This window comes from Thermaurantimonas sp. (assembly GCF_046299575.1).
Lineage (GTDB): Bacteria > Bacteroidota > Bacteroidia > Flavobacteriales > Schleiferiaceae > Thermaurantimonas.
The window spans coordinates 549,203-574,268 of the sequence record NZ_JBKBHX010000002.1 but is presented as its reverse complement, the minus strand read 5'-3'; the positions used below and the strand labels follow the sequence as shown (position 1 = coordinate 574,268).

Annotated in this window: 23 protein-coding genes and 1 tRNA gene; 11 read left to right on the top strand and 13 right to left on the bottom strand. The window is 40.8% G+C overall.

Features of this window, described 5'->3' with window-relative positions; translation table 11 throughout:
* Positions 1-285: hypothetical protein (locus ACK4EX_RS05010; RefSeq protein WP_409770371.1), on the top strand; the 285-nt coding region annotated here is incomplete at its 5' end.
* Positions 286-376: 91 nt separating this feature from the next.
* On the opposite strand, the gene ACK4EX_RS05005 is transcribed toward ACK4EX_RS05010, so the two are convergent.
* On the bottom strand, positions 377-2,557 hold the full coding sequence (locus ACK4EX_RS05005) for a cation:proton antiporter (RefSeq protein ID WP_409770368.1): 2,181 nt from the start codon (positions 2,555-2,557) through the stop codon (positions 377-379).
* A 143-nt stretch (positions 2,558-2,700) separates the two neighbouring features.
* Here ACK4EX_RS05005 and ychF point away from each other — a divergent pair, with 143 nt between their 5' ends.
* Positions 2,701-3,795 (top strand): redox-regulated ATPase YchF, encoded by a 1,095-nt coding sequence (ychF, locus tag ACK4EX_RS05000; RefSeq protein WP_409770365.1) that lies wholly within the window; start codon positions 2,701-2,703, stop codon positions 3,793-3,795.
* A 159-nt stretch (positions 3,796-3,954) separates the two neighbouring features.
* On the opposite strand, the gene ACK4EX_RS04995 is transcribed toward ychF, so the two are convergent.
* Genes ACK4EX_RS04995 through sppA form a run of 4 tightly spaced genes read right to left on the bottom strand, consistent with a single transcriptional unit; the run spans position 3,955 to position 8,238 of the window.
* A complete protein-coding gene (locus tag ACK4EX_RS04995; protein WP_409770363.1) occupies positions 3,955-4,383 on the bottom strand; it encodes a RidA family protein in 429 nt (142 codons plus the stop codon).
* Positions 4,380-5,774: a hypothetical protein gene (locus tag ACK4EX_RS04990; RefSeq protein ID WP_409770362.1), complete on the bottom strand. Its 1,395-nt coding sequence runs from the start codon at positions 5,772-5,774 to the stop codon at positions 4,380-4,382. The genes ACK4EX_RS04995 and ACK4EX_RS04990 overlap by 4 nt, the downstream gene beginning before the upstream one ends.
* 6 nt (positions 5,775-5,780) lie before the next feature.
* Entirely contained in the window at positions 5,781-6,470 is a 690-nt protein-coding gene (locus ACK4EX_RS04985; protein WP_409770361.1) for a queuosine precursor transporter, read from the bottom strand.
* Positions 6,471-6,474: 4 nt separating this feature from the next.
* Complete coding sequence (sppA, locus tag ACK4EX_RS04980; RefSeq protein ID WP_409770358.1) at positions 6,475-8,238, bottom strand: signal peptide peptidase SppA; 1,764 nt, start codon at positions 8,236-8,238, stop codon at positions 6,475-6,477.
* Between the two features lie 65 nt (positions 8,239-8,303).
* Between sppA and folK the strand changes: the two genes are divergently transcribed.
* On the top strand, positions 8,304-8,798 hold the full coding sequence (gene folK, locus ACK4EX_RS04975; protein WP_409770355.1) for a 2-amino-4-hydroxy-6-hydroxymethyldihydropteridine diphosphokinase: 495 nt from the start codon (positions 8,304-8,306) through the stop codon (positions 8,796-8,798).
* Positions 8,795-9,454 carry a deoxynucleoside kinase gene (locus tag ACK4EX_RS04970; protein ID WP_409770354.1) on the top strand — a complete coding sequence of 220 codons (660 nt, stop codon included), beginning with the start codon at positions 8,795-8,797 and terminating at the stop codon, positions 9,452-9,454. Before folK ends, ACK4EX_RS04970 begins: the two co-directional genes overlap by 4 nt.
* A gap of 5 nt (positions 9,455-9,459) precedes the next feature.
* Here ACK4EX_RS04970 and secA read toward each other — a convergent pair whose 3' ends face one another.
* The 3 genes from secA to ACK4EX_RS04955 form a co-directional block, all read right to left on the bottom strand.
* Positions 9,460-12,780, bottom strand: a complete 3,321-nt coding sequence (gene secA / locus ACK4EX_RS04965; protein WP_409770352.1) for a preprotein translocase subunit SecA — start codon at positions 12,778-12,780, stop codon at positions 9,460-9,462.
* Between the two features lie 102 nt (positions 12,781-12,882).
* Positions 12,883-13,470 (bottom strand): transferase hexapeptide repeat family protein, encoded by a 588-nt coding sequence (locus tag ACK4EX_RS04960; protein ID WP_409770350.1) that lies wholly within the window; start codon positions 13,468-13,470, stop codon positions 12,883-12,885.
* A 15-nt stretch (positions 13,471-13,485) separates the two neighbouring features.
* Positions 13,486-14,463 (bottom strand): hypothetical protein, encoded by a 978-nt coding sequence (locus tag ACK4EX_RS04955; RefSeq protein ID WP_409770347.1) that lies wholly within the window; start codon positions 14,461-14,463, stop codon positions 13,486-13,488.
* Between the two features lie 327 nt (positions 14,464-14,790).
* On the opposite strand from ACK4EX_RS04955, the gene ACK4EX_RS04950 reads away from it, so the two are divergent.
* A complete protein-coding gene (locus tag ACK4EX_RS04950; protein WP_409770383.1) occupies positions 14,791-15,870 on the top strand; it encodes an anhydro-N-acetylmuramic acid kinase in 1,080 nt (359 codons plus the stop codon).
* Between the two features lie 8 nt (positions 15,871-15,878).
* Here the strand turns inward: ACK4EX_RS04950 and hemN are convergent, their stop codons facing one another.
* Positions 15,879-17,237 carry an oxygen-independent coproporphyrinogen III oxidase gene (hemN, locus tag ACK4EX_RS04945; RefSeq protein WP_409770344.1) on the bottom strand — a complete coding sequence of 453 codons (1,359 nt, stop codon included), beginning with the start codon at positions 17,235-17,237 and terminating at the stop codon, positions 15,879-15,881.
* A 108-nt stretch (positions 17,238-17,345) separates the two neighbouring features.
* Positions 17,346-18,359, bottom strand: a complete 1,014-nt coding sequence (locus ACK4EX_RS04940; RefSeq protein ID WP_409770341.1) for a glycosyltransferase family 2 protein — start codon at positions 18,357-18,359, stop codon at positions 17,346-17,348.
* A gap of 65 nt (positions 18,360-18,424) precedes the next feature.
* Here ACK4EX_RS04940 and ACK4EX_RS04935 point away from each other — a divergent pair, with 65 nt between their 5' ends.
* The 5 genes from ACK4EX_RS04935 (at position 18,425) to ACK4EX_RS04915 (ending at position 23,039) form a co-directional block, all read left to right on the top strand.
* Positions 18,425-19,174: a glycosyltransferase family 2 protein gene (locus ACK4EX_RS04935; protein WP_409770339.1), complete on the top strand. Its 750-nt coding sequence runs from the start codon at positions 18,425-18,427 to the stop codon at positions 19,172-19,174.
* Between the two features lie 61 nt (positions 19,175-19,235).
* Entirely contained in the window at positions 19,236-20,060 is an 825-nt protein-coding gene (locus ACK4EX_RS04930; protein WP_409770336.1) for a PASTA domain-containing protein, read from the top strand.
* Positions 20,050-21,870 carry a T9SS type A sorting domain-containing protein gene (locus ACK4EX_RS04925; protein WP_409770333.1) on the top strand — a complete coding sequence of 607 codons (1,821 nt, stop codon included), beginning with the start codon at positions 20,050-20,052 and terminating at the stop codon, positions 21,868-21,870. Before ACK4EX_RS04930 ends, ACK4EX_RS04925 begins: the two co-directional genes overlap by 11 nt.
* A 4-nt stretch (positions 21,871-21,874) precedes the next feature.
* Entirely contained in the window at positions 21,875-22,936 is a 1,062-nt protein-coding gene (locus tag ACK4EX_RS04920; RefSeq protein ID WP_409770330.1) for an RluA family pseudouridine synthase, read from the top strand.
* 28 nt (positions 22,937-22,964) lie between these two features.
* Positions 22,965-23,039 (top strand) — tRNA-Arg (locus ACK4EX_RS04915).
* Between the two features lie 47 nt (positions 23,040-23,086).
* Here the strand turns inward: ACK4EX_RS04915 and ACK4EX_RS04910 are convergent.
* The 3 genes from ACK4EX_RS04910 to ACK4EX_RS04900 form a co-directional block, all read right to left on the bottom strand.
* Complete coding sequence (locus ACK4EX_RS04910) at positions 23,087-23,500, bottom strand: BrxA/BrxB family bacilliredoxin (protein WP_409770328.1); 414 nt, start codon at positions 23,498-23,500, stop codon at positions 23,087-23,089.
* Between the two features lie 52 nt (positions 23,501-23,552).
* A complete protein-coding gene (locus ACK4EX_RS04905) occupies positions 23,553-24,023 on the bottom strand; it encodes a hypothetical protein (RefSeq protein WP_409770326.1) in 471 nt (156 codons plus the stop codon).
* Positions 24,024-24,186: 163 nt separating this feature from the next.
* Positions 24,187-24,621 (bottom strand): nucleoside deaminase, encoded by a 435-nt coding sequence (locus ACK4EX_RS04900; protein WP_409770324.1) that lies wholly within the window; start codon positions 24,619-24,621, stop codon positions 24,187-24,189.
* A gap of 33 nt (positions 24,622-24,654) precedes the next feature.
* Between ACK4EX_RS04900 and ACK4EX_RS04895 the strand changes: the two genes are divergently transcribed.
* A complete protein-coding gene (locus tag ACK4EX_RS04895; RefSeq protein ID WP_409770323.1) occupies positions 24,655-25,044 on the top strand; it encodes a hypothetical protein in 390 nt (129 codons plus the stop codon).
* Positions 25,045-25,066 lie beyond the last annotated feature (22 nt).

The following is a 25,066-nucleotide window of genomic DNA, read 5'->3' as shown; positions in this document are numbered from 1 at the left end:
GCCAGGATCAAACTCTCCGTTGTAAATCCTTCAACCCGCTCGCTCTCCAACCTTCTCTGTCTGCTGCTAACCTATATTTTCAAAGAACTTCTTGATTTAACTCGTCCGTTTTTAAAATCGGGCTGCAAAGGTACACCTAACTTCCTTTCGTGCAACATACATCTTTCGTTTTTGCACTTCGTTAGGACTTTAACCCCTCTACCCAACCTCTCAAAGATCTATCCCGTCCTCAAAAAACGGGCTGCAAAGGTAAATACTCATATCTCTTCTGTACAAGTGCTCTGAAAAAATTTTTTGAGAGAGTTATCAGTATTTAATCTTCCTTAAGGAAAAATGCTACATCAATTGAAATCAGGGCAGGTAGTTGAAGTACTTCTCATTTGAATTTAAATATTTTAGCTATTGCCTTACCCAGATCATCCAAGCGCTCGATGGATTCGGGCATCGATGGGTTTTTGAGATTCAGATTGTCATCTGCATCTACGCCGATCTGAATGGGGTACACCAGTAAGAAATTGTTTTGAGTAAAATATTTATTCAAATAGTGTGGTATTTTGTTCATATTGCTCTGATATGATGGTTTATGGGGCCTACTGAGTTGAATGATTAAATTGTCATCGGGCTTTACGTGTCTTGAAAGAATTAGAAAATCGTCCCAGTCGTCAAATACTTCAAATTCGCAATTGATGGGCATCTTTTCATTGATCTGCTTTAAATACTCAAGTGTGTTTTGACTTGAATAGAAAACAATTTTAGCTCCTGAATTTTTTGAGATATTCCAAATTTTTTTCAGCCAAAAAAGAAAACCGAGTTCTTTTTCAGCTTTGTCTGGAATGATCACTAAATGTCTTTTAATGGTGGAAAGGGGTTGTTGTGGCTTGTATATAAAAATTGTAACATTATTTTTATCAAGGATCCCTTCAGCAAGATTGCCTAAAAAATTTTTTGAAATGCCTTTGTTTGAATTGAGACCCAAGATAAGATCGGAAACTTTTTTCTCTTTGATGGTTCCGGTAATGGCATTTACTACATTTACATCGTAGCGAAGTATATCGTTGAGTCGAACATCAGCGCCAGATGCTGTTAAAACAGCTTTTTCTAAGACTTTTTTAGCTATCTTGTCGTTTAGCTCATTACTGCCTTCATCCACTACTGTGAGTGCGTGAAGACCTGATTTGTTTTTATTTGATTTTATTAATAGAGCCAGCTGTACCAATTCTTCAACTTGATTTTCTTGATGAGTTGCAATTAAAATTTTTTCTTCTTGCGAAATTTCATCTTCATTCTCTTGATTGGCGTCCAATTCACTTAAAGCAAGCATTTGCGCGCCTTTTTGGGCTGCAAATGATGCAATTGTACACGTAACAAGTATCATTAAAATGGTACCATTTAGTACACTGTCATTCAGCAAACGCACAGGTTCTACTATTTGTCCTACAGCGGCAGCAGCTTCAACTTCGCTCTTATTTAAAATAATGTTATAACCGACCAAAACTGCAGCAAGCGTAGCAGCAGCCTGGGCATTGCTTAAGCCAAAAATGACCAGTCGCTCTGCTAGATTGAAATTGTAAATTTTTTGAGTAAGGTATGCAGCAGCATATTTTGAAAAAGTTGCTATCACTACCATTACAGTTGCTACAAGCAACGTTTCATACCCCCTAAAAAAGACTCTGTAATCGATCAGCATTCCCACACCTATAAGAAAAAATGGAATGAACAGAGCATTTCCAACGAATTCAATTCTGTTCATTAACGGAGAAGTATGTGGAATGAGTTTGTTTAATGCTAGTCCCACCAAAAATGCTCCTATAATCGCCTCAACACCTGCTACTTCAGCAAAAAACGCTCCTAAAAAAAGCATTGCTAAAACAAAAATGTATTGTGAAATGCTGTCGTTGAAATTTTTAAAAAACCAACGAGCTAAAATTGGAAAACCCAATAAGACAACAGCACCAAAAACAAGAACTGAAATAATTAGACGATACCAAAAGTAACTATCTACTGTTCCAGTAGTCATACCAGCAATTACGGCCAGCACTAAGAGCGCAAGTGTGTCAGTAATTACTGTGCCACCTACAGTTAGATTAACGGCTCTGTTTTTTGTAATTCCGAACTTGCTAATTAAAGGATATGCTAATAAAGTATGTGAAGCATACATACTGGCTAATAATATTGATGTCAATATGCCAAATCCGAGAATGTACAGAGAGCTTAATGTACCCAATGTCATGGGTATAGAAAATGTAAGGAGTCCGAAAAGGAGGCTTTTATAGCTGTTTTTCTTAAAATCAGCTAAATCGATTTCGAGACCTGCCAGAAACATTATGTAGAGCAAACCGGCATTGCCAAAGAGTATAATGCTGCTATCCCGGTCCATTATGTGAAATCCATTTGGACCAATGATGGCACCTGCAATAATTAGTCCTATTAAATGCGGGATTTTTAATTTATTGAGAAGTATTGGAGCAAATAAGATTATGAAAAGAATTACAGAAAATATTAATACAGGATTTTTTAAAGGAAGTGTAAACAAAGTCTTTTGCAGCAAATAAATCATATTAAAATCGTTGTTTTTTGCAAATAAACGAATTAAAGGGAACTTTTAATGTAGAACTATTGAGCATCGAATTTTTATTACAAAAAAATTTAGTCCGTGGTAATTACCTAGTAATATACTTTTGGCTGCCTTAGTTAGTATTTATGAAATGTGGTATTGTTGGGCTTCCCAATGTTGGAAAATCAACGTTATTTAACTGTCTGTCAAACGCAAAAGCACAAAGTGCAAACTTTCCCTTTTGTACCATTGAGCCCAATGTAGGTATGGTAAATGTGCCTGATCCGCGCCTTGAGAAGTTGACTGAGTTGGTAAAACCGCAACGCGTAGTACCGGCAACTGTTGAAATTGTAGATATAGCAGGTCTTGTAAAAGGGGCTTCAAAGGGAGAAGGTCTTGGAAATCAGTTTCTAGGAAATATTCGCGAAACGCACGCAATACTACACGTACTGCGCTGTTTTGAAGATCCTAATATCATTCATGTAGATGGCTCAGTCAATCCTATTCGTGATAAGGAGGTAATCGATACCGAACTGCAGCTCAAAGATCTTGAAACTCTCGAAAAACGCATCTCTAAAATTGAAAAAGCAGCAAAAACCGGCGATAAGTCAGCTTCTAAAGAATTCAATGTATTAAGTCAGATTCGCCAACTGCTGCTTGAAGGAAAGAATGCACGCGTTTTTCTACCGGCCAATGAAGATGAACAAGACATTGTAAAAAGCCTTCAACTTCTTACATATAAACCAGTGCTTTACGTATGTAATGTGGATGAAAGTGCAGCAGCGACAGGTAATCATTGGGTGGATTCCATTAGCGAAATTGCCAAAAAAGAAAATGCTGGTGTTTTAATACTGGCTGCTAAAATCGAAAGCGAAATTGCTGAACTCGAATCTTACGACGAACGAAAACTCTTTTTAGAAGAACTTGGCCTGGTAGAGCCTGGCGTAAATCGCCTGATCCGCGCGGCTTATGAATTATTGAATCTTCAAACCTTTTTTACTGCAGGTGAAAAAGAGGTGCGAGCTTGGACGATCAAAAAGGGCGATACCGCACCTAAAGCTGCCGGAGTGATTCATTCTGATTTTGAAAAAGGATTTATTCGAGCTGAAGTAATTTCCTATGAAGATTACATTCAATATGGCTCTGAAGCCGCTGTACGCGAAGCTGGCAAACTCCGCATTGAAGGAAAAGAATATGTGGTGAAAGACGGTGACATCATGCACTTCCGCTTTAACATTTGATTTTTAATCTATTTACCTTTAAAAACACTCTTTGGCACAAAGATTGACCCAATAAAAGCAACGTTCTTTTCACCATAAGTGTGCTTTTTTCATTTGGGTAAATTTTGTGTTAATCGCTTTTAGCCACTTGGATCCCGGGTCGCTCACCCGGGATTTTTATTATATGGTGGCTATGCACTTTAATTCAATAGCAATTGGAGTAGGCAGTGCATTAACCTCTACAGTGGTTCGGCACGGTTGATTTTCTTTAAAGTATTCCGCATAGATTCTGTTAAACGCGTGAAAGTCGCGCTTCATGTTTACCAAAAACACCGTAATGTCAATCAAATTTTCCCAGCGACTTCCACTGGCTTCGAGTATCGTCCGCACATTCTGAAAAACACTGTGCACCTGAGCTTCAAAGTCAAATTCTTTATAATTTCCATTGTGATCAAGCACTAAACCAGGAACTCCGGAATCGTTTATGTCAGATCTAGCTATTCGTGGACCAACACCTGATAAAAATAGCAAGTTCCCTGCCCTACGTGCATGTGGATATAAGCCGACAGGCTTTGGAGCATTTTCTGAATAAAACTTTTCTGTATTCATGGACAATCGATTTGAATTGGTTTTGAAAAATCCTTTAACGAAGTTCCTTTAAGTCGGTCATTTACTGCAGAGAGATCTTCTAAATGATATATTACATATCCCTCGGAAAGAAAGTGCTTCAACTCATCTTGTGAAAGATAGTAAACAAGATGGGGTGACAAATCTTGATCACTACTCCACTCCATCGTTTTCAGCTGAGCATACCACCAGCCACAAATTACCACAGTTTTGGAATCATGAAAACTTTTTAGCGTATTGAACGCGCATTCAGCAAATTTTACTTTGTTTTGTCTTTTTTCTAATTCACTTAAATACAATCCTTTTAAAGGAGCTACTTCAATCGTCTGTCCCCCTACATTCCCCCTTAATGCAATTGCTGACGGATTGCAACCTCTGTAAGGATGTACAAACTGCAGGCCTGCAATGAATATGCTAACCACAAGTGTTACGAGTAAAAAACGGCCTTTGTGTATATCAATCTGTGCGAAACAAAGATATAAATAGGCAAAAATTGGAATAGCAAAAGCCGTTTTCTCAGGTAGTCGAATATAAGAGATAAAAAATAGAAGAGATGTAACAAGAAAAAACATGTTAATAGGTTTATTCATAATCTGTTTTAACTCGTTGCGACTTCGATAAAAGACATTAAATAAAATTGCCAAAAAACCAAGAGAACCCAATAAACCTAGTGCCCCTGGAAGAAATTTGTAAAGCGCTTTTAAAAATCCGGAACCGGGGGGTTTATGGTAATCAAAAAAGTCTATTCCATACGTGTAAATAATCGGCGCATAAAACAGAAATGCCACTAATGAAGCTGTGAATAAAAAAGACAAATGATTTTTCGCTGCGGATTTATTTTTAATTAAATACAAAATGGCTGGCAACACTAAGGCGAAGGAGGTAATTCGAAAAGCTGTAGCTACACCAAGTGAAAAACCCGATTCGACAAATCTTCCTTGGAAGAGCAATCTGGTAGAACGCAACATCCACCAGATCGAGAAGGCATAATCGATGACATAGGTGCTTCCAAGAAAAAAGGCCGGCATTAAGCCAAAGGCCATTGTCCATAGCAAGGCATATTTAGCATTGATAAGCCGTAACAACTTATAAAACTCATTGATGGCAAAGGCTGCGGCAATAGCACTGAATAAATTGAAGACAAAGGGGTATTTTATTAACGGAAACAGCAAAAACATTAATGCTTCATATGACGGATGACCTGGCAAGCGAGATATGATGTAGTGGCCTTGCTCATACATCTCTATAATATTGTACACATGTCCCCAAGCATCTTCCTCAGGTCCAAATCCTAATGAAAGGTAGGGAATTTTGAGAAGAATTAAACTTATTTGAATGATATATAATGCAATGGAATTCCTTAATTCACTCATCTACGACTAAAAATCTACTTCCTGATATGAATTGGAAATAGCGTATTTTTTTCGATACCAATATACAGCTGCATAGAAAAAGGGTGTGTCAAAAGCTGCTATGATTACTTTAAAAATCCATCCATCAATTATGTATTGAGTAATCGTTGAAAAATTTTCTCTGCCGATAAAAATGATGGAAACAACCAAAATGGTGTCAACTAATTGTGAGAAAATAGTAGAAAAGTTGTTTCTCACCCAAAGCATTCGGCCTTTAGTGAGCCTCTTCCAAAAATGAAAGAGTTTTACATCCACAAGCTGTGCTACTATGTAGGCGGCCATTGATGCGCCTATAAGTCTCCAGGAATTTTTAAATACTTGATTATACACCTCATCCGAAACCACTGAATTCGGAATAGCATTAAACCAGCCGCCTAATGCCAGAATGAATAAGGTAAAAATGGCTGCTGCAAACCCTACAACTACAACTTCTTGAGTTTTTTTCTTTCCGTAGATTTCTGAAAGAATATCTGTGATCAAAAAAGTGATAGGATAAGGCAGTACACCAGCAGAAATCACAAACTGCTTAAAGCCCAAATCGATTGTAATAAACTTATTAGCTATAAGATTACAAGTGATAAGGGCACTAATAAAAAGGGCGGTGAGCAACATAAAATCTCTCCGCGCCAAATTTGATATCTCAGATGTAGAATTCAATTTGTTACTGAATATGGAAGTCGTACTCCATACGCATTAAAAGTCCTTGTTGTTTGTAGATACTTTTTATTTTTTCAAAATAAAAGTAAAGAATTCCCAATTGTTTTTTCAATTTTAATTCTGAATCGAAGCCTAATTGTTTCAAGATCACTTTAAAAGGGTCTACTGGTTCAGGATAAGTTACAATCTTGTAAGCATCGAGTCCTGCTTTCTTTGCAGCAATATCAATAGCATCTTGTAAACCGCCTAACACATCGACAAGTCCGAGTTTAAGGCCCCACTCACCGGTCCAGACTCTCCCCTGTCCTATGCTGTCAATGTAAAGAGAATCGAGGCCACGACCCGAGGCTACTTTTTTCAAAAATCCGCCGTAAAACTTGTCAATATATCGCTGTAAAAACTGCCGCTCACTCTCACGTAAGGGGCGATCAATAGCTCCGAAATCTGCATATTCGTGTGTTTTAACCACATCGAAACGGATTCCAAGTTTGTTGTTTAGCAGATCTTGAGCGCTGAAGAACAAACCAAATACTCCAATTGATCCAGTAATCGTCGTGGGTTGGGCTACTATTGTATCGGCCATACAAGAAATGTAGTAGCCACCTGAAGCAGCCAAATCCCCAAAAGATACTATAAATGGCTTTTTCTCTTTAGCACGTATAACTTCTCTTAAAATGATATCGCTGGCTAAAACTGCTCCTCCCGGACTGTTTACACGCATCACAATGGCTTTTACTTTTTCGTCTTCATGCGCCTTTCGAATAGCTTCGGCTATGCGATCACTACCTATTTCTGTATCACTGCCTTCACCACTGCCTATTTCTCCCTGTGCAAAAACAATGGCGATGCGGTCTCTGCTCGATTTTGTCTTGTCTTTCGAAGATTTTTTTAATGAGGTTACTTGTGATACTGATGCCAACTGTACATCTTCGTATTTTTCATTCTTTGTTAATGAAACTAATACATCTCTTACTTCATCTAAATATGCGGTACGCGTAATCAATCCAAGTTCAGCGGCTCTCTGTGGTATGGTCGCTTCGCGGGTATTGGCAATTTCGTCGAGCTTCTCCGGAGCAATGTTTCGAGATGTTGCAATATCAGCCCGAATAATCGACCAAATGGAATTTTGAAATGTAGTAATTTGCTCTCGGTTTGCCTCGCTGATCTGGTATTCGAGAAAGGGCTCAACTGCTGATTTGAATTTATTGTTACTACCGCGAACTACCTCGGCCTTAATGCCTACATTCTCTAAAAACTTTCGGTAAAAGGGCACAGCAGTGGAAAGTCCTCCAAATTCGACAATTCCTTCTTCGGGCACATATATACTGTCGGCCACACTACTCAAGTAGTAACCGCGTTGCGATAAGTTCTCGTCGAAGGCAATGATAAATTTTCCTGATTCTTTGAATTTTACTAAAGCATCTCTGATTTCTTTCAAAGTACCCATACCAGCCTCTACATTACCGGATTTGATGTAGATTCCTGCGACTTTATCGTTTTCTTTAGCTTCTTTTATTGCTTTTACGATCTCATAAAGTCCTAAAGTTTTTTGTGCCTGACCGCTGATGGGGTCGAAGTTTTGAAACGGATTACTTGACTCGCGCTCGTTGATCGGGTAGTTTAAATCAAGGAAAAGTACCGAATTTTCTTTCAACTCAAACTCCTTCTGGCCGGCCATTCCGATGCCGATAAGGGTAAAAAAGATCAAGAAAATAAGAATCGCACCCCCAAGGATGCTGGCTATTAGCATTTTAAAAAACGTTTTCATAGACTGATTGTGTGTTTAGTTTGCAATGATACAATGACTTGTGATTGACCTGTACGCATTGTGTGATGAAACAAGATAAAAAATACATATTACTGCTTGGCGGCAATGTGGGCGATGTGAAAAAAACTTTTGCATTTGCAAAATCTCTTTTACTAAAACAAGGTATTGAAATTTTACAAGAATCGTCTTTATATGCTACCGAACCATGGAAGATGGATGGAGCCGAATTTTTAAACCAAGCCATTGAAGTGAAAACGCCTCTCAGAGCAAATTTATTAATGTCTACTTTACTGGAAATAGAATATCAGTGTGGACGCGACCGTACACACATTGGAAAATATACCTCGCGAACATTAGACATCGATATTGTGCACGCTTTCGACCTAATTGAAAATTCTGAGATTGTTCAGATTCCTCATCCTCGGATGCATCTTCGAAAGTTTACTCTCATACCTGTCAGTGAGCTCACACCCCATTGGCAACATCCTTTCTTAAAAAAATCCTGTTTAGAACTCTTAAAAGAATGTAGCGATACATCGCAAGTAATCAAAGTTGCATGAAAGAACCTATCTATATTGCTATCGAAGGAAATATCGGTGCCGGAAAAACCACTCTAGCCACACTCCTGGCTGAAGCTCTGGATGCGCGTGTGATATTAGAACAATTTGCTGACAACCCTTTTCTAAATGAATTTTATTCGAATCCGGAGCGTTGGGCTTTTACGGTTGAAATGGCATTTATGGCAGAGCGCTATCAGCAACTGCACGATTTGCTGATCGAAATCGATTTGTTTCAGCCTGTTTTTGTTTCGGATTATCATCCTTTTAAATCAAAACTATTTGCTTCGGTAAATCTTTCGGAAAAAGAGTTTTTCCTTTATGAGCACTTTTTTGATATGTTGTTTAAAAAAGTTCGTAAGCCAGACCTGTTGATATTTTTAAGCGCTGAAACGGAAACGTTGCTCAAAAACATTCAACAAAGAGGTCGATGGTTCGAACAGAAAATCGAGCCAGAATATCTCGAGAAGCTATCTGAAGCGTACAAAAATTTTTTAAAAACCCATTCTACAGCTACATTAATTTTGAGAAGAGAATCTTTTGATTTTTTAAATAATACAGAGCATTTAAACCTATTGGTAAAAATTATTGAACAAAAAAAAATTCAGGGTATGATGACTGCATCAGACCCTGATGAATTGAAAGTTTTTCTTGGATAAATTAATTAATCAACGATTACCCATGCTCCTGATTGGAGTAGTGGTATGGCTTGCTTGTATTTGAGTTCCCTTTTTTCGCCAGTTGTAAGGTTTTGAATCACTACATGGTCATTTCGGCCGTATTTCTTTTCACTTATTATAGGCCTTGGTGCTCTTCTTACAGGTTCTTCAGATGAAGCAGAACCAGGCCCTGAAGTTACGAGCGACTCTTGTCGAGAACGAACTTGGCGAGCTGGCGCTGTAGCACTTACGGGTTGTTGATTTTCCATGGGTATGTAAGCATGCATCAAGAAGGAAACAAGGTCTTTGTTGAGATTTTCCTTCATGCGCTTGAAGAGCTCAAATGATTCGAATTTGTAAATCAGAAGTGGATCTTTTTGCTCATACACAGCGCCTTGAACTGCCTGGCGTAGGTCGTCCATATCGCGAAGGTGATCTTTCCACGCCTCATCGATGAGGGTAAGCGTTACGGATTTTTCGAAATCGCGAATTATTGACCTACACTTGGTTTCGTATGCTTTTTTTAGATCGGCTGCTATCTGGATGCCTTTATGACCGTCGGTAAATGGTATTAAAATATTCTGAAACTGCGCCCCGTGGGTTTCATAAACATTTTTAATGGCAGGCCAGGCTCTGTCGGCAATAGATTCAGACTTTTTATGGTAATGATCCATTACAAATACATAAAGCTTTGAAATGAGTGACTCGATGTCTTTTTTCTCGAAATCTCCTTTTGAGAATGGAGCATCTGTACCGAAGTATCTGGCTAATTCTACCCGAAAGGCCTCGAAATCTTTTGAATCTTTGTACATCTCTACTGCGCCTGCACAAGTCTGGTAAATAGCATCTGCCAGATCAATAGCTAATTTTTCGCCGTAAAGCGCATTTCGACGCCATCGATAGATCACCTCGCGCTGCTTGTTCATCACGTCGTCGTATTCCAGTAGTCGCTTGCGAATACCAAAGTTGTTTTCTTCTACTTTCTTTTGGGCGCGTTCGATTGATTTAGTCACCATCGGGTGTTGGATGATGTCGCCCTCTTTATGGCCGAGCTTGTCCATAATGGAGGCTAGTCGCTCGGAACCAAAGAGACGCATAAGGTTGTCTTCGAGCGAAAGGAAAAATTGTGATGAACCTGGATCGCCCTGGCGCCCTGCTCTACCTCTGAGCTGACGATCCACACGGCGAGAGTCATGTCGCTCTGTACCCAGTATTGCCAAACCACCTGCTGCCCGGCTTTCAGGAGTTAATTTGATGTCGGTACCACGACCGGCCATGTTAGTGGCTATTGTAACTGTACCGGGGCGTCCTGCTTCGGCTACAATTTCTGCTTCTTTTTGGTGAAGTTTGGCGTTGAGCACATTGTGTTTGATTTTGCGCAGCGATAGCATACGGCTAAGCAGCTCTGAGGTTTCCACATTGGTAGTACCTACGAGCACTGGTCTGTTCTGGTTTACAAGCTTTACAATTTCTTCGATTACGGCATTGAATTTTTCGCGTTTAGTCTTGTACACCAAGTCGTCTTTATCGATGCGCTGTACGGGTTTATTGGTTGGAATTACCACCACATCGAGCTTGTAAATTTCCCAAAACTCAGCTGCTTCTGTTTCAGCCGTACCAGTCATACCGGCCAGCTTGTGGTACATGCGGAAATAGTTTTGAAGAGTGATGGTAGCATAGGTTTGGGTGGAGGCTTCAATTTTTACGCCTTCTTTGGCTTCAAGAGCTTGGTGTAAGCCATCGGAATATCGCCTGCCCTCCATAATACGGCCTGTTTGCTCATCGACGATTTTCACCTTGTTGTCCATCACCACGTACTCTATGTCTTTCTCAAACATGGTGTAGGCGCGCACCAGCTGATTCATAATGTGAATGCGCTCGCTGCGAATGGCGAAATCGCGCATAAGCTGATCTTTTCGAGCTATCTTCTCCTCAGGGGTAAGGTCAGCCTTTTCAATTTCAGCAACTGCAGCACCTAGATCGGGCAGTACGAAGAAGTCGGGCGAGGTATCTCTGGAGAGAAATTCGATGCCTTTTTCAGTAAGATCGATTTGATTGTTTTTTTCTTCAATGGTAAAGAGCAGCTCGGCATCTACTTTGGGCATTTCCTTGCCTTGCTCCTGGAGGTAAAAGTTTTCAGTTTTTTGCAAGATGGTCTTTATGCCCTCTTCACTGAGGTATTTGATTAATGGCTTGAATTTAGGCAAACCTCGGTGAGCTCTAAGTAAATGAAATCCGCCATTTTTTGTGTCGCCAGCTGCAATGAGTTTTTTTGCTTCGTTGAGTTCAGCAGTTACAATTTTTCTTTGTTCTTCTACTAATCTTGCCACATAAGGCTTGAGCTCTTCGAAGTCTTTGAGGTTGTTTTTTCCGGTAGGTCCTGAAATGATTAAAGGGGTACGTGCATCGTCGATGAGCACGGAGTCCACCTCGTCAACTATGGCATAGTGATGCTTGCGTTGCACGATTTCATCTACGCTGCGTGCCATATTGTCACGCAGGTAGTCAAAGCCAAATTCCGAATTAGTACCGAATGTGATATCGCTTTGGTAGGCAGCCTTCCGTTCGGCAGAGTTTGGCTGTGTTTTGTCAATGCAACCTACTGAAAGACCATGGAACTCGTAAATAGGACCCATCCAGTCGGCATCGCGCTTTGCCAGATAATCGTTTACAGTCACTACATGTACTCCTTTACCTGCTAAAGCGTTTAAATACACGGGTAGTGTAGCTACAAGCGTTTTACCTTCACCCGTAGCCATTTCGGCGATTTTACCCTTGTGCAATACCACACCGCCGATGAGCTGTACATCGTAGTGTACCATATCCCAACGCACCGGATGTCCAGCTACTAACCAAGTACTCGACCAGCGCGCCTTAGGCTCAATAATTTGCACATTCGACTTGCGCGCTGCTAATGCGCGATCAAATTCCGTAGCTGTAACATCTAAATATTCATTTTCGGCGAAGCGACGAGCAGTTTCGCGCACTACTGCAAAAGCCTCGGGCAACAGTTCGAGAAGGACTTTTTCGATGACTTCAAGCTCTTGTTTTTCGAGTTTTTCGATTTCTGTAAACAATTTTTCCTTCTCATCTACATCCTCTGTAGCATCAGCTGCACATCTTTTTTCAGCTATTTGTGAGGTTATGCTCTCTGTAGCTGCTGCTATTTTTGATTTGAATTCCAGTGTTTTTGCCCTGAGCTCATCATTAGAAAGGGACTTTAACCCAGAATATATTTCGTTGATTTTCTTAACATAAGGTTCTATTTCCTTTAGGTCTCTTTCGTTTTTGCTTCCAAACAGTTTGACCAGGAGTTTCTGTATCATCTTTAAAGAAATAACTTCGGATTTGTAACAAATATCGAGCCTCTGACTCTTATCGTAAAGTTAAGCAGGTGACTTCCGCCAATTTGGCAAAATGATTACCGCTTACTTGCGAAGTGGAAAATAGTCCGTAGGATGTTCAGGCCTATTTGGCTCAATTTCGGAAAGTGGTTTTACTTCTATGCAGCCCTCATGCATTTGCGAGGGTAGTTTCATGTAGAGCTCTGTTCCCTTTGTCTTCCAGGCGATCATGTCGTCTGTTATTTTTTTTATTACTTGTGCAGGATTGCCCACTGCCAAACTTCTTTCAGGTATTTTCATGCCTTGTGGCACGAACGACATGGCTCCGATAATGCTCTCGTCTCCGATGTAAACCTCATCCATTACGACAGCATTCATTCCCACCAATACATTTCTGCCAATGTGTGCTCCATGAATCATAGCTCCATGGCCTATATGTGCCATTTCTTCAAGTATCACTGTAACACCTGGAAACATGTGTATCACGCAATTTTCCTGCACATTACAGCCATCTTTTAATATAATTCGACCCCAATCGCCACGAATACGAGCACCTGGGCCTACATATACATCTTTGCCAATTATTACATCGCCTATCACTGTTGCTTGCGGATGTATATAGGCCGTGGGATGAACCACTGGCACAAACTCACCGAATTTATAAATTGCCATATGCTATTATTTTTTTTATATCAACAAAAGAATTATTAATAAAATTAAAACACCCGTGAAAAAGACCTCACGTACATAGTATTTTGGTCTGAAACGAATAAAATTTCCGAACAAATTCGACAATAAAATCAATGAAAAGCTTTGAGTATATTTTTTAAATAAAATAGCAAAAATAATATCAATTATAATTAGAATCAATGAAAAGTAAAAAAAGTTTTTTCGGAAAAGATTGGTTTTACGTAAAGCCTGAGGAACTTCGTATAATCCAATTAAAAAAAGTGAGAGTAAGACAATTGTGATTTGACTGATTTCAAAGTGAAAAAGATCCTTTTCAAAAAAAGTAAATAAGTTGGAATACAAATCCACATTCCAAAGCCTCTTGATGAAATAAAGATTGCTATAAAGAAAAAAGAAGGTCAAAGAAATAGAAAGAAGTAGAGTTACAATATTAAAAACTTGTTTAACTGAAAAAAACAACAATAAAAATATTATTGGTAAAATTAAAAAAATACTCGATGGAAATATAAAAAATAGTATAGATAAAACCAGTGAAAAATGAAAAATATCCATACGGATATTTTCTTTGTTTTGTGATTTAATAACAAAAAACATTACAATTATAAAATATAGCTCAAATAAAAGAAATTGAATGGTGTTACTTTTAAAAAATACATATACATTTAAGGCAAACAATATGGGAAGATAATAAATATTTTTTCTGCTTAATTCTATTTTTTCAATAGCAAAATCAACAACAAAAATTACGAGTGAATTTAGAAATAAGAAAACAATCAAGTCAATCATTGAAGGTGATGGATTGTTTCTTAAATACTTGTGAACAGCCAACATTGCTAAAGAAAAAAGCAGCTCGAAAACAATCAATGCAATGGCTTTGTTGGCAGTCTTTTTTTCAAAAAATTTGCTTATACCTACCAATGGGTACTTATTTTTGCGGCAAAATAAAGGGTATGGTATCAAAGATAGCTTACGCATTGGCCGATTTTTTTGAGTGGACCTTTCAAATCCTTCCCATATTAGGAAATATTCCCAACCACTTACTCCTTTTTATTGGATTTGGAGCTTTTATTTATTGGCTTACTGAGATGCGTAAGCACGAACAAGCTGGAGAGAGGTAATCGTAGGTATAAATCAGCTTTTGTGCTTTTTTAATTTGGCTATATATCTCATTTCTAGGGAAGATTGTAGCTTTAATCTTATTTTATAGATCGATTTGCAACGACATAAAGAGATGACCTTTTCCAGATTGGTATTCGATATTCAAGTCAGGTAGGGTACATTTACGGCATATTCTAATTTTTGATGCTTGTAATCGGTGTAATGTCAGGTACATCACTCGATGGTATAGACCTGGCACTCTGTGATTTTGAAGGCTTTGATCCAGTAAGTTACAAGCTATTGTCTGCCATTACCCTTGAATATGACAAGGAATGGAAACAAGAACTTTCACAACTGCATACCAAAAATGGCTTGTACCTGTGTAGCATGAATGTGCACTACGGCCGCTACATTGCTTTTCAAATTCTTCGCTTTATGGAGAGCGAGGAATTTAAAAATGCAGTTCAAGGCTATTCTAACGAATCAGTACAAAATCTTATAATAAGTTCTCACGGTCATACCATTTTTCACGAACCAGACACAGGGCTTACACTTCAGCTTGGGCACGGGGCTACCATCATGGCGTTGACAGGCTTTAATGTAGTCTGCGACTTCAGAAGTCAGGATGTGGCATTAGGAGGTCAGGGAGCACCGTTAGTACCTATTGGCGATGAGTTGCTTTTCGGCGAATACGATGCCTGTTTGAATTTGGGTGGATTCGCTAATATCAGTTTGCACATCAATGGAAAACGAAGAGCCTGGGACATCTGCCCGGTAAATTTTGTGCTGAACAGGTGGGCAGAGCGATTGGGCGACAGTATGGACCGAAACGGCATGTACTCATCGAAAGGAAAATTTATTTCTGAACTCTACCAGCAATGGGAAAATATTGAGTATTACAAAAAGCCTCCCCCAAAATCTCTCGGTCGCGAATGGATTGAAAACATATTTCTCGACCAAATCTATGAGCCTGCCTTTGATCCTCGCGACTTAATGCATACTGCCATTGAGCACATTGTAAAGCGCATTTCAAGTGATATTCCAAAAACGGGTAAAGTGCTGGTAACAGGCGGAGGAGCTTACCACCCTTTACTAATTAAAAAATTAAAGGAAAGCACAAGTGCAGAACTGATAATTCCCAACAACCAAATAGTTGAGTACAAAGAAGCTATCATATTCGCTCTTATGGGATATTTGCGCTGGCATGATCGGATAAACGTGCTGAGCTCAGTGACCGGAGCCATGAACGACCACAGTTCAGGAGTTATTTACAAAAAGTGGTAAATGCCGTTTTAAACACTTTTGCTAAACATTTTTTCCGTTAATCCTCTATAAAACAGATAGGTATCAAAGATCGAAGCTACATTTCTCAGCAAGATCTGACCTAACTCTGTTACTTGCAGAGATTCATTCTCCCAGGTGAGAATTCCATCCGTTAAAAATTGCTTTATCTGGCTGTCGATAAATTCGAAATGCTCACCGGATAAAGCGTTTGCGGGTATTTTGACTTTTCCCTCACACATCACTTGCATGATATGGGCACGGATAAGATTATCCATCTCAGAGGAAAGGTGCCCTCGCTCAATTGGGAGTTTTCCAGCTTTTATTTCATCGAGATACTTCTCTACTTCCTTGTAGTTTTGGGTATAGTTTCCATTAAAATCGCTGATTGAAGAGGCGCCCAAGCCAATTAACAAGGGTGTTAAGTCAGTTGTATAGCCCATGAAGTTTCTGTGAAGGCTTTGGTCACGCCAAGCTTTTGTCATTGAATCATTCGGCAGAGCAAAATGGTCCATAGCAATTTGCTCATATCCCAACTGTTGAAGTCTGTCGCGGGCCAAAAGAAACATTTGAATCTTTTCGCGTGCTGAGGGGAGGTCAGCTTCCGTATATCTTCGCTGAGCCTTGCTCTTCCACGGAACATGTGCATAGGCATAATAGGCGATTCGATCCGGCTTGAGTTTAGCAATTTTGTCCATTGTTAGAGCAACACTATCAAGCGTCTGCATCGGTAAACCGTAAACTAGATCCACATTTACACCGGTAAATCCCTTTGAGCGAGCATATTCAATAATGTCCTGGGTTTTTTCAAATGTCTGATTGCGGTTAATGATAAACTGTACTCGGGGGTCAAAGTCTTGAATACCTACAGAAATTCTGCGAAAACCCAAATCTGAAAGCACATCAATATGCTCATAGGTACATGTATTCGGGTGAACCTCGATACTAAACTCATAATTGGGCGATAATTTGTGCCTTCTAACAATTCCATCAATCAATCTTTTCAATTCAGAGGGCGAAAAAAAAGTAGGCGTACCTCCGCCGAGGTGAATATGTGTGATCACAGGCGGTTGTGGCATCTTAAGTAGATAGAGTCGCCATTCTTCGAGTACAGCATCGATGTATGGCTGTTCGACAGCGTGATTTTTTGTAATTCGTCGATTGCACCCACAGAAGGTGCACAAACTTTCACAATAGGGCAAATGTATGTAGATGCTTACATCAGGTTTTGTAAGCATGCTTCGTTTTAGCATACCTAACGCCTTTTCGGCATCAAAATGCTCTACATCCCAAAATGGCACAGTGGGGTAAGAAGTGTATCGAGGTAAAGGCCGCTCGTACTTAATGATGGTGTCAATGAATAAACTCACGCAGCTTTGAATATAGTTAATAGTGCAAATTTCTGAATTATAAAAGGCTGAAGAACATGATGAGAGTCAAATTCTATTCTCACGTTAACACTTAAGTACTTTAAAAACCTATGATGCAAATTCCCTAAAATACCCCCTTCCTTTCAAAAAATATTCAACAAGAACGGCCTTTTTGAATAATTGAACGTGTTTTGTGTGTGGACTTTTACTATTAAAATTTTTTCGTTGTTTGACAATATTTTTCAAATGCGTGTAAAACGAAAAATGCGCTCTAACGATTTGCCAAGTCAGGGTGCTTTTTCCATTTACCAAAAACCAAATGCCTGCAATACCGTCCAGCACCAATCGTAAGGGTAATACCCAAATAAGCTGCGAAACTGTCATGTTTTTGGCAAGCATTATCAGGTTATTTCGAAAGTTTAGAAAGGTTTTTCGGGGAGATTGGTAGTCCAGCGTGCCACCACCGAGGTGATAAACGACAGAGCTTGGCTCAACGAAGAGCGAATATCCCATCCGCTGCAATCGCCAGCACAGATCTATTTCCTCCTGATGGGCAAAAAAAGCTTCGTCAAATCCGCCAGCTTTCCAGAAAGCATCGGCGCGTATTGCCATACAAGCCCCGGAAGTCCAGAATACCGGGCAGCTATCGTCGTATTGGCCTTCATCCTTCTCAAGAGTATCGAAAATTCTGCCCCTGCAAAACGGATATCCCAACAGATCGACATATCCTCCGGCGGCACCGGCGTATTCAAAGTAGTCTGGCTGTCGTAGCGATTTGATCTTTGGCTGTACTGCAGCAGCATCGGCAACATTTTCCAGCAGGTAAATTAGGGGTTCTATCCAGCCTGGTGTGACTTTTACATCGCTGTTAATCAGTATGTACACATCCGCTGAAATTTGTGAAAGTCCTCGATTATATCCCCCGGCAAATCCATAGTTGTCACTTAATTCGATTAATCTGACTTCGGGCTGCTGCTTTCTAAGCCACTGTACAGAATCGTCAGTAGAGGCATTATCTACAACTATAACACTATGTCCCGGACTGTGTCGGATTAGGTCGTGCAAATATTCCTCAAGATACCGGCGGCCGTTATAGTTCAGAATTACGATGGCAACATCCATTCAGAAAGCATTAAAAATCTTTGTTTTACAAAGCAAGTATTTTTGCGGGCTTATATCAAAATCAAATGTTTGAAATTAAGGACGAATTCAAACTTCTGTCGATTGTAATGCCCGTATATAATGAAGGTAAAACCATCCACAAGATACTCAACCGCATTCGCAAGGCTGAACTAATCGATGGCATACAGAAAGAGGTAATCATCGTAAACGACTGCTCCACAGACGATACTGACCAACAAATCCGCGCCTACATCGACCAACACCCTGAGATGAACATTCGCTACTTTCAGCATCCGGTCAATCGCGGCAAAGGTGCAGCTCTGCGCACCGGCATTGCACAGGCCAAAGGAGAATTTCTCATCATTCAGGACGCTGATCTTGAATATGACCCCGCAGAATACAACATATTGCTCAAGCCAGCCGTAGATGGATTTGCAGACGTGGTGTATGGCTCAAGATTTATGGGTGGCAATCCTCACCGGATTCTTTTCTTCTGGCACTCGATTGGAAATAAATTCCTGACCTTTCTGAGCAATATGTTTACCAATCTGAACCTTACGGATATGGAAACATGCTATAAGCTCTTTCGCACTTCCATTATTCAGCGCATCCACCTTAAGGAAGACCGCTTTGGATTTGAACCCGAAGTCACAGCTAAAATCTCCCGCGTGCCCGGAATTCGTATATATGAAGTTGGTATTTCTTATTATGGACGCACTTTTGCCGAAGGAAAAAAAATTAACTGGCGCGATGGCTTCAGGGCCATATACTGTATCTTATATTACAATTTAATTGACACGCGCGGCTTCGAGTGAGATTCTAATGACATTCAAGGCCTACGAGCTTCATACCTTTGTCTCATTAAAAATTTTGTAAATGAGTTTTCTACGGTTTTTAGGCTCTAAAACATTTCTTTACCAAATACTCATCTTACTGCTGGTAGTAGTGGTAGCTGTTTATGGCTTTCTGAAATGGGCTGACTACTACACTATGCACGGGTACGAACTCAATGTTCCCGATTTGAAAGGATATTCCCTTTTTGAAGCCGAAAGCGAACTTCAGCGTCTGGAACTAAAGTCGGTAGTGCTCGATTCATCAGAGTACTATCCGGACAAACCCATTCTAAGCGTCATCAGCCAATATCCTGCACCTGGTGCTAAGGTGAAACCGGGAAAAGAAATTAAGCTGACTGTCAATCCTTCAGGACCGCGACTCGTAAAAGTCCCCAATCTTGTGGAACGCTCACGGCGAAGAGCCATATACGATCTGGAATCTAAAGGCTTTCGCTTAGGTCGTATCTCGTATGTTCCCTACATAGGAAGGGACATGGTCGTAGCAGCTCAGCACAATGGTCGCGAACTCAGCTCAAATGATTATCTGCCCAAAGGCTCTGTCATTGATTTGGTGGTCGGGCTTGGGCTTGACAACGAATTGATCGAAGTGCCGTACTTGTTAGGCAAAAATTTTGCTACTGTAAAAAACATCTTGCTCAGCCGCGGCCTAAACCTAGGCTTCATCGCCTTTGACTACGGCACCGATACAGCCAAAGCCTTTGTATATCGGCAGGAACCCATGCCTTCGCTCGACAAGACCATTATGCGCGGCAGCGAGATCAGCATCTGGCTTACAACAGATAATACCAAAATGCCGGTAGATTCGTTAACTTATTTCAGCAATCTTGTTACAGAAGATGAAGATTAATGCAGTCTTAGGGGTACTTTGGGCTTTTTGTGTTGGACTTCCACTATATGCACAGATAAAGGAAGAGCTCTACGTACCTACGCGATTGCCTCTGGATAAGCCTGCATTTAAAACCACCCAGCTCGATACCGTTGAGTTACCCATAATTGACGATTTCTCTTACAACTCCATTTTTCCGGAGCCTTCCTTCTGGGCTGACCATAAAGTCTTGATCAATAACAAAAAAGGCATAGGGATGATCACCATCGGGGTAGCGACCTTTGATGGTCTGGACGAAAAAGGCGAACCCTATCATCCCAATCGCATTACAACAGATACATGTGATATCCTCACCTCGAAATTTATAAACCTTGAAAACAGGTCAAACGTTTTTCTCTCCTTTTATTACCAACCAGGTGGACACGGCGAAGCCCCTGAAACAAATGACAGCCTCTCCCTTTATTTCTGGAGTCCTCTCGATAGTACATGGCATTGGGCCTGGGGTATAAATGGCTCCGGTAATGTACCACAGCCATTTCGCCAGGTTATACTACCGGTAAATGATCCTAAGTTTTTGAGAAAAGGCTTCAGATTTCGGTTTATAAGTCATGGCGCTCCATCGGGAGCCTTCGATGAATGGCATCTCGATTATGTTCGATTGGACGCCAACCGCAATGCAAACGATACCCTAATTGCCGATCCTGCCTTTACACGGTCTCATCCGTCCATTCTGAGCGGCAATTTCTCAGCAGTGCCCTGGTGGGTGTTTAACAACAATCTGATTCGCAGCGACGTAGCTCACCGATACCGAAAAAACGGTCCTCCCGGCACCCAAAATCTGGTACTGGCACAATACAGAGCTTTTTACAACAACCAGCTGATTGCCTCCGGAAACGGCAATCCCACATTGGACGATGCTCACCCCTATAACACAGAGATCGAGTTCATTCAGCCTTTTGTTAATCCCATTTCAATACCTGGCACGCCCTCTGGTGAATTTTCAATTTTAGTCGAAAGCTTCTTTGCTGGTGCGAATGCAGGAATCCTGCGAAATGATACTGTGCGACACCTTCAGGAATTCAGAAACTTCTATGCTTACGACGATGGTAGCCCTGAGCGAGCATTCGGAATTGTAGATCAGGCCGGGGCCATTACTTTGGTAAATCTTACTCCTCTTAGTCCCGATACATTAGTGGGCATCTATTTGAATTTTATTTACGCTGGTGTAGATGCTACAGAGAATGATTTTAAAATCGTAGTATATCAAAATAATCAGGGTGTGCCCGGTGCAAAACTTTACGAATCACCCAACTGGCTAAAGCCCTTTTATCCTCCTCTTTATCAAACCTTTGTAGCATATCCTCTCACCGAACCACTGTTTATCAACACCCCTGTCTTCATCGGTGTAAAACAACGCACCATCCGACCGCTGAATATTGGATTTGATGTGCACTCACCTCAGCGTCACCTTTTGGTATTTGGCGATGGGGCCAACTGGTTTCAGAGCATCTTTCAGGGAAGCCTTTTGCTGAGACCTTATTTCCGCTACCAGCCTTTAAATCTTTCTGTTACAAAACACGAAGCTCCAACAAGTGACATTGCAATCTTTCCCAATCCGGCTCGAGACAAACTATCTATTAGACAAGATTCGCACACCTATCAGCGAGTGGAAATCTGCTCGCCCGCCGGTACCATTGTCAAAACATTTTTACTAAGTGAAAATTTAACCGAAATCACTGTAAGTGATCTTCCCGCTGGCCTTTATGTATTGCGATTTACAGATTCGAAAGGACAACCTGCATTGATTAAAAAACTCATCAAAGCTCTCTAATCTGATGCTTTCAGAAGAAGAACTCTTGTCCAACGGAGAAGAATCATCAGAAGAACTCTACGAACACCACCGTTTTGTAGCCACCCCGGGTCAAAAGCCCTACAGAGTCGATAAATTTCTGCACAACTTCATCGAAGGCTCATCGCGTACCAAGATCCAACAGGCCGCGGATGCAGGAAATGTATTGGTAAACGGTAAACCGGTAAAGTCAAATTACAAGGTAAAAGCCGGCGATGTGGTAACAGTAGTACTCCCCCACCCGCCACGGGATACCGAGCTCATACCTGAAAACATCCCTCTGAACATCCTCTATGAAGATCCTCATCTGGTGGTGATCGATAAGCAGCCAGGGCTGGTCGTGCATCCCGGCGTGGGCAATCGCTCCGGCACTTTAGTCAATGGTTTGCTTTTTCATGTCAATAAAAATCTGCCAAAGGGTACCACAGACCCCATCAGACCCGGACTGGTACATCGCCTCGATAAAAACACTTCGGGCATCATGGTGGTAGCCCTTACCGAATTTGCAATGATGCACCTGGCGCGCCAATTCTACGAGCGCACCACCGGCCGCACCTATCAGGCCATCGTATGGGGCGATTTCGATCAGGACGAAGGCACCATCATAGGCAATGTGGGGCGCAACCTGAAAGATCGCAAGGTGATGGATGTCTTTCCGCCGGAGAGTGGTATCGGCAAGCATGCTGTGACACACTATCGCGTGCTTCGCCGGTTTGGATATGTCACCTTGGTAGAATGTCGCCTCGAAACCGGCCGTACGCATCAGATCCGGGTGCACATGAAGCACATAGGCCACCCACTTTTTAACGACTGGGAATACGGTGGCGACCGCATCTTAAAAGGTACACATCATCAAAAATACACCCAGTTTATCCACAACTGCATGGAAGTATGCCCCCGACATGCCTTGCACGCAAAAACCCTTTCCTTCGACCACCCACTCACCGGCCAGCGCATGACCTTCGACTCTGACCTACCAGCTGACATGGCTGCTTTGCTCCAAAAGTGGGACAGGTATGTAGGAGGTCTTGGCGTAGAAGAAAATTAAAACGTATTAATTTTGTCAGCGCCTATAAGGCCCCATAGTTCAATGGATAGAACGGAAGTTTCCTAAACTTTAAATCCAGGTTCGATTCCTGGTGGGGCCACCAGGGGCCATTAAAATAAAAAATCCCGCTTAATCGCGGGATTTTGCTTTTTAACAATATTCTTCGAAAGCTGAAATTAGATTCTGCGCGATCAATTCGGCGGGCCTGCCCTCTATATGGTGCCGCTCGATCATGTGCACGAGCATGCCGTCCTTAAAAAGTGCTATCGACGGAGACGATGGCGGGAAGGGCAACATGTATTCCCTGGCTTTTTTTACGGCTTCTACATCGTTACCAGCAAAAACGGTGATTAGATGGTCAGGTCTTTTTGAATGTCTTACAGCCATTTTTACAGCCGGCCTCGCATTAGCTGCCGCACAACCACATACTGAGTTAACCATTACTAATACCGTTCCAGGTGTATTTTTAATATACTTTTCTACATCTTCTGGTGTGCGCGTCTCGGTAAATCCAGCATTTACCAGATCTGCACGCATAGGAGCTATGAGTTCTTCGGGATACATGATCATAAATTTCGACAAATATATGACATTTGGGACAGATTTTTCTGGTGACTTACACTTCAGTATTGTAGTCTCTCAGTACGCTGATTCCTTTGATGCGTTCAATGTCTTTTTTAATTTCTGACACCTGCTTTTCAGATAAAAAGCTGATTTCAAATTCCATTTCCTGCACTTCTCCCAGCTCTTCATACTGTACGACAAGCACTCTTTTGAACAAGCGCTCTTTGATAGTCATATGAAGTACTTTGTCGCGCTTCACAATCAGGTACTTATCTAAAAAATCAAACATTGAAAAACCATTTTCAAATTCGAGAATATCCTCTGTCGTATCCATTCTGAAGTAGGGTCGGCCGAGTAGTGCATAGGTCAGTACGATAAGTGTTAGAACAATTAAAAAGCTGTAACCCCACAAAAATTTATATTCTGCAAAGGTGGCTCCGGCCAGTTCGAGCAGTGAAAGAGCTGTAAGTGCCAGAAAAGCTATTCGAAGCCATTTTACGAAGTTGGGTGTGGTGGTTTTCATCTTGGTAGGTTTTAGTATTCGTTCAAAGGATGCCAAGACGAATGCCAACAACTAAAAAAAATTTATTAATCTGATTTACAGTATTTTAAAAAACAAGGATGAAACTCTATTATTCCAAATATTGGAATAAATATCATAAATGGAAACAAATAATATTTTGAAACTATTTTCTGAGCTTTTGAAAAAATTCCAATAACAGGGCTTCTGCCTCTTTTTGAAGTATTCCGGAGACTACCTGCGTTTTTGGATGCAACAGTTGGCCGACCCTTGTAAAGCCTCTTTTGGGATCATCAGCGGCATAAACCACGCGATCTATTTGTGACCAAAAGAGCGCTCCGGCACACATTACGCAGGGCTCAAGTGTTACATACAGAGTGCAGTTTTTAAGATATTTGCTTCCTATTGAATTTGCGGCTGATGTGATTGCGATCATTTCGGCATGAGCCGTCACGTCGTCGAGAGCTTCGGTTTGATTATGCCCTTTGGCTATAATGACACCTTCACTTTCAATCACTGCTCCTACGGGTATTTCGCCTTTTCTAAAAGCTTCCTCAGCCTCCTTAAGCGCTAGGCGCATAAAATATTCATGTCCTATCATTGATGTTAATCTCTTCGATTTACTTTTGTAGTGATGAAATGGGTGCGTAATATACTCCTTTGGGTGGCTTTGCTGGTGATGCACCTGCACTCTATGCTGCCGCACGAGCACTGCTTTCATCCCTCCACTACTGAAAATCACTTTTTTGAAAAACCATCCTCCGAAACTCCGAAAGACATCTTTGAATTTCTGAAGCGCATTTTTTCCTTCGACATCGGTGAAAATCACTTAGACAATTTTAAAAATAACTCTTCTTACAAGTGCTTTAAGCTTTTAGCTGCTGTATTTTTACCAGAACCTACACTTACATTCGAATACCTTTGGCTGCTTACTCCTGGATATATTATTTTTTATGAAGAGCGACTTCCGTTCTATTTTTTAATCAACGCTATCTGTTTCAGAGGCCCGCCATTTTTGGGATAAATCTTCTTCTGGGTCTCTAATC

Bases quoted from the DNA above. Each gene is read 5' to 3' on its own strand.
- ACK4EX_RS04995 (WP_409770363.1), bottom strand. From the start codon at position 4,383: ATGAATACAGAAAAGTTTTATTCAGAAAATGCTCCAAAGCCTGTCGGC.
- folK (WP_409770355.1), top strand. From the start codon at position 8,304: ATGAAACAAGATAAAAAATACATATTACTGCTTGGCGGCAATGTGGGC.
- ACK4EX_RS04900 (WP_409770324.1), bottom strand. From the start codon at position 24,621: ATGATAGGACATGAATATTTTATGCGCCTAGCGCTTAAGGAGGCTGAG.
- ACK4EX_RS04925 (WP_409770333.1), top strand. From the start codon at position 20,050: ATGAAGATTAATGCAGTCTTAGGGGTACTTTGGGCTTTTTGTGTTGGA.
- ACK4EX_RS04955 (WP_409770347.1), bottom strand. From the start codon at position 14,463: ATGCGTAAGCTATCTTTGATACCATACCCTTTATTTTGCCGCAAAAAT.
- ACK4EX_RS04950 (WP_409770383.1), top strand. From the start codon at position 14,791: ATGCTTGTAATCGGTGTAATGTCAGGTACATCACTCGATGGTATAGAC.
- ACK4EX_RS04990 (WP_409770362.1), bottom strand. From the start codon at position 5,774: ATGAGTGAATTAAGGAATTCCATTGCATTATATATCATTCAAATAAGT.
- secA (WP_409770352.1), bottom strand. From the start codon at position 12,780: ATGATACAGAAACTCCTGGTCAAACTGTTTGGAAGCAAAAACGAAAGA.
- ACK4EX_RS04970 (WP_409770354.1), top strand. From the start codon at position 8,795: ATGAAAGAACCTATCTATATTGCTATCGAAGGAAATATCGGTGCCGGA.
- ACK4EX_RS04895 (WP_409770323.1), top strand. From the start codon at position 24,655: ATGAAATGGGTGCGTAATATACTCCTTTGGGTGGCTTTGCTGGTGATG.
- ACK4EX_RS04960 (WP_409770350.1), bottom strand. From the start codon at position 13,470: ATGGCAATTTATAAATTCGGTGAGTTTGTGCCAGTGGTTCATCCCACG.
- sppA (WP_409770358.1), bottom strand. From the start codon at position 8,238: ATGAAAACGTTTTTTAAAATGCTAATAGCCAGCATCCTTGGGGGTGCG.
- ACK4EX_RS04935 (WP_409770339.1), top strand. From the start codon at position 18,425: ATGTTTGAAATTAAGGACGAATTCAAACTTCTGTCGATTGTAATGCCC.
- ychF (WP_409770365.1), top strand. From the start codon at position 2,701: ATGAAATGTGGTATTGTTGGGCTTCCCAATGTTGGAAAATCAACGTTA.
- ACK4EX_RS04905 (WP_409770326.1), bottom strand. From the start codon at position 24,023: ATGAAAACCACCACACCCAACTTCGTAAAATGGCTTCGAATAGCTTTT.
- ACK4EX_RS04930 (WP_409770336.1), top strand. From the start codon at position 19,236: ATGAGTTTTCTACGGTTTTTAGGCTCTAAAACATTTCTTTACCAAATA.
- ACK4EX_RS05005 (WP_409770368.1), bottom strand. From the start codon at position 2,557: ATGATTTATTTGCTGCAAAAGACTTTGTTTACACTTCCTTTAAAAAAT.
- ACK4EX_RS04920 (WP_409770330.1), top strand. From the start codon at position 21,875: ATGCTTTCAGAAGAAGAACTCTTGTCCAACGGAGAAGAATCATCAGAA.
- ACK4EX_RS04940 (WP_409770341.1), bottom strand. From the start codon at position 18,359: ATGGATGTTGCCATCGTAATTCTGAACTATAACGGCCGCCGGTATCTT.
- ACK4EX_RS04910 (WP_409770328.1), bottom strand. From the start codon at position 23,500: ATGTATCCCGAAGAACTCATAGCTCCTATGCGTGCAGATCTGGTAAAT.